This window comes from Mesorhizobium sp. M7A.F.Ca.CA.002.04.1.1, assembly GCF_004022805.1.
Lineage (GTDB): Bacteria > Pseudomonadota > Alphaproteobacteria > Rhizobiales > Rhizobiaceae > Mesorhizobium > Mesorhizobium ciceri.
The window spans coordinates 1-6356 of the sequence record NZ_RZPL01000301.1; the positions used below are offsets into that span (position 1 = coordinate 1).

A 6356-nucleotide genomic window follows, 5' to 3' on the forward strand; every position below is an offset into this window, starting at 1 on the left:
AAAGGGCTCCCATGTCCATCCTCGTCGACAAGAACACCAAGGTGCTGGTGCAGGGCCTGACCGGCAAGACCGGCACGTTCCACACCGAACAGGCGCTGGCCTATCACGGCACGAAAATGGTCGGCGGCATCCATCCCAAGAAGGGTGGCGAGACGTGGACCGGCGCGAAGGGCGAAAGCCTGCCGATCTTCGCCACCGTCGCCGAGGGCAAGGAAAAGACCGGTGCCAATGCGTCCGTCGTCTATGTGCCGCCGGCAGGCGCCGCCGAAGCCATCCTCGAAGCGATCGAGGCCGAGATCCCGCTGATCATCTGCATCACCGAAGGCATACCGGTGATGGACATGATCAGGGTCAAGGCCAGGCTCGACCGTTCGACCTCGCGGCTGATCGGCCCGAACTGCCCGGGCGTGCTGACGCCCAACGAATGCAAGATCGGCATCATGCCCGGAAACATCTTCCGCAAGGGCTCGGTCGGCGTTGTTTCGCGGTCGGGAACGCTTACTTATGAGGCAGTGTTCCAGACCACCAATGTCGGCCTCGGCCAGACCACCGCCGTCGGCATTGGCGGCGACCCCGTCAAAGGCACCGAGTTCATCGACATGCTCGAGATGTTCCTCGCCGACGAGGAGACCAAGTCGATCATCATGATCGGCGAGATCGGCGGTTCGGCCGAGGAAGACGCCGCGCAGTTCCTCAAGGACGAAGCCAAGCGTGGCCGCAAGAAGCCGATGGCCGGCTTCATCGCCGGGCGCACGGCGCCGGCCGGCCGCACCATGGGCCACGCCGGCGCGGTCATCTCCGGCGGCAAGGGCGGCGCCGAAGACAAGATCGCGGCGATGGAATCGGCCGGGATAAAAGTTTCGCCGTCGCCGGCAAGGCTGGGCACGACCTTGGTCGAAGCGATCAAAGGGTAAGGGAGTAGGGGAGTAAGGGAGTAGGGCAGTAGGGAAAATAGCAGCGGCAAAAAGCCCTGCTCCCCTATTCCCTTATTCCCCTACTCCCCTCCAAAAACAGGAGACGGAGCCGGGCTCCGCGGACAAAAATGGCAAGACAAGATCAGGCCAACGACCAATTTTCTCTCACCTCTTTCCTCTATGGCGGCAATGCCGATTACATCGACGCGCTTTATGCCGCCTATGAGGACGATCCAGCCTCGGTCAATCCCGAATGGCAGGAGTTCTTCGCCGGGCTGAAAGACGATTCCGGCGATGTGCGCAGGAACGCCAAGGGCGCCTCCTGGGCCAAGCCCTCCTGGCCGCTGCAGGCCAATGGCGAACTGGTGTCGGCGCTCGACGGCAATTGGGGCATCGTCGAGAAGACGATCGAAAAGAAGGTCAAGGACAAGGCGGTCACCAATGGCGTCGTCCTGTCCGACGCCGACGTGCACCAGGCGACGCGCGATTCGGTGCGCGCCATCATGATGATCCGCGCCTACCGCATGCGCGGCCATCTGCACGCCAATCTCGATCCGCTCGGCATCGCCAAGCCGCTCGAGGATTACAACGAGCTGTCGCCGGAAAACTACGGCTTCACCGAAGCCGATTACGACCGGCCGATCTTCCTCGACAATGTGCTGGGGCTTGAATTCGGCAGCATCCGGCAGATGCTGGAAATCCTGACCCGCACCTATTGCTCCACGCTCGGCGTCGAGTTCATGCATATTTCCGACCCTGAGGAAAAGGCCTGGATCCAGGCGCGCATCGAGGGTGCCGACAAGGAGATCACCTTCACCGCCGCCGGCAAGAAGGCGATCCTGCAGAAGCTGGTCGAGGCTGAAGGCTTCGAGCAGTTCATCGACGTCAAGTACAAGGGCACCAAGCGCTTCGGCCTCGATGGCAGTGAGGCGCTGATCCCGGCGCTGGAGCAGATCGTCAAGCGCGGCGGCCAGCTCGGCATGAAGGAAATCGTGCTCGGCATGGCGCATCGCGGCCGGCTGAACGTGCTCTCCCAGGTGATGGCCAAGCCGCACCGCGCCATCTTCCACGAGTTCAAGGGCGGCTCTGCGGCACCCGATGAGGTCGAAGGCTCGGGCGACGTCAAGTACCATCTCGGCGCCTCGTCGGACCGCGAGTTCGACGGCAACAAGGTGCATCTGTCCTTGACCGCCAACCCCTCGCATCTGGAAATCGTCGATCCGGTGGTGATGGGCAAGGCGCGCGCCAAGCAGGATTATCTGTTCGGCCGCAGCCGCGAGGAAATCGTGCCGCTGGAAGAGCGCGCCAAGGTGCTGCCGCTCTTGCTGCATGGCGATGCCGCCTTCGCCGGTCAGGGCGTGATCGCCGAGATCCTCGGCCTGTCCGGCCTGCGCGGCCACCGCGTCGCCGGCACGCTGCATTTCATCATCAACAACCAGATTGGTTTCACCACCAACCCGCGCTTTTCGCGCTCCTCGCCCTATCCGTCCGACGTCGCCAAGATGATCGAAGCACCGATCTTCCACGTCAATGGCGACGACCCGGAAGCCGTGGTGCACGCCACCAAGGTGGCGATCGAGTTTCGCATGAAGTTTTTCAAGCCTGTTGTGGTCGATATGTTCTGCTATCGCCGCTTCGGCCACAATGAGGGCGACGAACCGGCCTTCACCCAGCCGATCATGTACCGCAACATCCGCAACCACAAGACGACGGTGCAGATCTATGGCGACCGGCTGATCGCCGAGGGTCACCTCACCCAGGCCGAGCTCGACCAGTTGAAAGCCGACTGGCGGGCGCATCTGGAATCCGAATGGGAAGTCGGCCAGCACTACAAGCCCAACAAGGCTGACTGGCTCGACGGCGCCTGGTCGGGCCTGCGCACTGCCGACAACCAGGACGAACAGCGGCGCGGCAAGACCGCCGTGCCGGTCAAGACACTGAAGGAAATCGGCAGGAAGCTGACCGAGGTGCCGAAGGACTTCGAGGCGCACAAGACGATCATCCGCTTCCTCGAAAACCGCCGCCAGGCGATCGAGTCCGGCGAAGGCATCGACTGGTCGACGGCCGAGGCGCTGGCCTTCGGCGCCATCCTGCTCGACGGCAATCCGATCCGCCTGTCGGGGCAGGATTCCGAACGCGGCACCTTCTCGCAGCGCCATTCCGTGCTCTACGACCAGCGCGACGAGACCCGCTACATCCCGCTCAACAATCTGTCGGCGGCTCAGGCCGGCTACGAAGTCATCAACTCGATGCTGTCGGAAGAGGCGGTTCTGGGCTTCGAATACGGCTACAGCCTGGCCGAGCCAAAGGCGTTGACCTTGTGGGAAGCGCAGTTCGGCGACTTCGCCAACGGCGCCCAGGTGGTGTTCGACCAGTTCATCTCGTCAGGCGAACGCAAGTGGCTCAGAATGTCGGGCCTCGTCTGCCTCTTGCCGCATGGCTATGAAGGCCAGGGTCCGGAACATTCCTCGGCCCGGCTCGAACGCTTCCTGCAGCTTTGCGCCGAAGACAACATGCAAGTCGCCAACTGCACCACGCCGGCCAACTACTTCCACATATTGCGCCGGCAGCTGAAGCGCGACTTCCGCAAGCCGCTGATTCTGATGACGCCGAAGTCGCTGCTGCGCCACAAGCGCGCGGTGTCGACGCTGCCGGAAATTTCGGGCGAAAGCTCGTTCCACCGGTTGCTGTGGGACGATGCGCAGCTGCTTTCCGGACAAGCGATCAAGCTGGTCAAGGATTCCAAGATCCGCCGCGTCGTGCTGTGTTCGGGCAAGGTCTATTACGACCTCTATGAGGAGCGCGAGAAGCGCGGCATCAACGACATCTATCTGCTGCGCGTCGAGCAGCTTTACCCGTTCCCGGCCAAGGCGCTGATCACCGAACTGTCGCGGTTCCGCAATGCCGAGATGGTGTGGTGCCAGGAGGAGCCCAAGAACATGGGCGCCTGGTCGTTCATCGACCCGTATCTGGAATGGGTGCTGGCGCATATCGACGCCAAGCATCAGCGGGTGCGCTACACCGGCCGTCCGGCCGCCGCCTCGCCGGCGACCGGACTGATGTCGAAGCATCTCGCCCAGCTCGCCGCCTTGCTCGAAGACGCGCTTGGTGAATAGAGAAGATCTGGGCGAACAACAGAACCGAAAGAAAACGGACAGGCACAATGGCTACCGAAATCCGCGTTCCCACTCTCGGCGAATCCGTCACTGAAGCGACCGTCGGCAAATGGTTCAAGAAGGTTGGCGATACAATCGCCGCCGATGAACCGCTGGTCGAGCTCGAGACCGACAAGGTGACGGTGGAGGTGCCTGCCGCCGCCGCCGGCACGCTGGGTGAGATCACCGTCAAGGAAGGCGAGACGGTCGGTGTCGGCGCGCTGCTGGGGTCGATTTCGGCAGGCGGCGCGGCTCCCGCCACGAAGCCGCAAGCGGTGTCGCAGGCCTCGTCGCCGGATGCGGCATCGACCGGCAAGCAGGCCGCGGCCGAGACCGCCAAGATCGCCGGCGATGCCGGCCCGGTCGAGCCGCGCACCATGCCACCGGCACCGGCCGCGGCGAAACTGATCGCCGAAAGCAATCTCTCGGTCGACCAGATCTCCGGTTCGGGAAAGCGCGGCCAGGTGCTGAAAGGTGACGTGCTCGACGCCATCTCCAAGGGCGCGCCGTCGCAGCCGGCCGAGACACCGAAAGCAGCACCGGCACCGGTTGCCGTGCGGGCGCCGTCCGCGGGCGACGATGCATCGCGCGAGGAGCGCGTGCGCATGACCAAATTGCGCCAGACCATCGCGCGCCGCCTCAAGGAAGCGCAGTCGACCGCAGCCATGCTGACCACCTTCAACGAGGTCGACATGTCAGCGGTGATGGCGCTGCGCACCAAGTACAAGGACGTGTTCGAGAAGAAGCACGGCGTGAAGCTCGGCTTCATGGGCTTCTTCACCAAAGCCGTCACCCACGCCCTGAAGGAAATCCCCTCGGTCAATGCCGAGATCGACGGCACCGACATCATCTTCAAGAACTATGCCCATATCGGCGTCGCCGTGGGCACCGAAAAGGGCCTTGTCGTGCCGGTGGTGCGCGATGCCGACCAGATGTCGATCGCCGAGATCGAGAAGGACATCGGCCGGCTGGGCATCGCCGCGCGCGACGGCAAGCTGTCGGTCGCCGACATGCAGGGCGGCACGTTTACGATTTCCAACGGTGGCGTCTACGGGTCGCTGATGTCGACGCCGATCCTAAACGCGCCGCAGTCGGGCATTCTGGGCATGCACAAGATCCAGGACCGGCCGGTCGTAGTGGGCGGCCAGATCGTGATCCGGCCGATGATGTACCTGGCGCTCAGCTACGATCACCGCATCGTCGACGGCAAGGAAGCGGTGACCTTCCTGGTCCGCGTCAAGGAAAGCCTGGAGGATCCGGAACGGCTGGTGCTTGATCTCTGAGGTCTGGTGCTGATCCGGCTGTTGGAATGTGTGCCGGAGGAAGGGATCTGCGCGGCAGAATGACGACCCGTTCCCTTAGCCTTTCCAAGGTGCTTTCGATCGCATCGATCGCGGCCGGCATGGTGCTGGCCGCTGCCGGCGCTCACGCCGCCTGTCCGATCGAGCTCGCTGTCTATGGCGATACACAGAGCGGCAGCGAGATCGACTTCACGCCGACCGGCACCTCGGCGACCGTCACCAACACCTTCCGCATGATTCTCGACAATGATGTGGTGCTCAACGGCATCGTCATGTGGAATGAAGGCGTATCGCGGCCGAACGGTGCGCTGATGCACAAATGCCCCGAGGGCGACGTCACCGGCGAGGAGCTTGCCGCCTGCACGCCCTGGCACGGCGTCATCTACACGGCGGATGAAAAGGGCAACATCGGACTGCTGCCGGCTGAAGGCGTCGAAGCGCCGAAGACGCTGATCCTGCCGGACCTCGGGTCGGCGTTGCGCCAATCCAGCGCCTATGGCGGCAGCGGATTTTCGAAAGTGCCGTGGGATGTGTTTGCCTTGAAGGGATGCCAGGAATGAGCGGGACGCAAAAGGTGCTGCTGGTCACCGGCGGCAGCCGCGGCATCGGCGCCGCGATCTGCCGGCTCGGATCGAAGGCCGGCTACCGGGTCGCGGTCAACTACGCTTCGAACCAGGAGGCCGCCAAGGCGCTGGTCGCCGAGATCGAGGCCGCCGGCGGCGAGGCTTTCGCGGTCAAGGGCGATGTCGGCAAGGAGTCCGATATCGTGGCCATGTTCGAGGCCGTCGACCGCGCCTATGGACGGCTCGATGCCTTCGTCAACAATGCCGGCATCGTCGACGTCAAGGCGCGCGTCGACGAGATGGATGTTTCGCGGCTGGAGCGCATGATGCGCATCAATGTCGTCGGCTCGTTCCTCTGCGCCCGCGAGGCGGTGAAGCGCATGTCGACCCGTCATGGCGGGTCGGGCGGATCCCTCGTCAACA

General features: G+C 63.6%; 5 protein-coding genes. All 5 read left to right on the plus strand.

What is annotated here, in order from left to right:
* Nucleotides 1-11 precede the first annotated feature (11 nt).
* Nucleotides 12-914 (plus strand): succinate--CoA ligase subunit alpha, encoded by a 903-nt coding sequence (sucD, locus tag ENZ75_RS16905; RefSeq protein ID WP_013528849.1) that lies wholly within the window; start codon nucleotides 12-14, stop codon nucleotides 912-914.
* A 128-nt stretch (nucleotides 915-1042) separates the two neighbouring features.
* Nucleotides 1043-4030 carry a 2-oxoglutarate dehydrogenase E1 component gene (locus tag ENZ75_RS16910; RefSeq protein WP_027163286.1) on the plus strand — a complete coding sequence of 996 codons (2988 nt, stop codon included), beginning with the start codon at nucleotides 1043-1045 and terminating at the stop codon, nucleotides 4028-4030.
* Between the two features lie 47 nt (nucleotides 4031-4077).
* A complete protein-coding gene (gene odhB / locus ENZ75_RS16915) occupies nucleotides 4078-5352 on the plus strand; it encodes a 2-oxoglutarate dehydrogenase complex dihydrolipoyllysine-residue succinyltransferase (protein ID WP_063169539.1) in 1275 nt (424 codons plus the stop codon).
* Nucleotides 5353-5411: 59 nt separating this feature from the next.
* A complete protein-coding gene (locus ENZ75_RS16920; RefSeq protein ID WP_063169538.1) occupies nucleotides 5412-5930 on the plus strand; it encodes a hypothetical protein in 519 nt (172 codons plus the stop codon).
* Nucleotides 5927-6356: SDR family NAD(P)-dependent oxidoreductase (locus ENZ75_RS16925; protein ID WP_128278194.1), on the plus strand; the 430-nt coding region annotated here is incomplete at its 3' end. The genes ENZ75_RS16920 and ENZ75_RS16925, both read left to right, overlap by 4 nt.

Excerpts from the sequence above, each read along its gene's own strand:
- odhB (WP_063169539.1), top strand. The coding sequence starts at position 4,078 with ATGGCTACCGAAATCCGCGTTCCCACTCTCGGCGAATCCGTCACTGAA.
- sucD (WP_013528849.1), top strand. The coding sequence starts at position 12 with ATGTCCATCCTCGTCGACAAGAACACCAAGGTGCTGGTGCAGGGCCTG.
- ENZ75_RS16920 (WP_063169538.1), top strand. The coding sequence starts at position 5,412 with ATGACGACCCGTTCCCTTAGCCTTTCCAAGGTGCTTTCGATCGCATCG.
- ENZ75_RS16910 (WP_027163286.1), top strand. The coding sequence starts at position 1,043 with ATGGCAAGACAAGATCAGGCCAACGACCAATTTTCTCTCACCTCTTTC.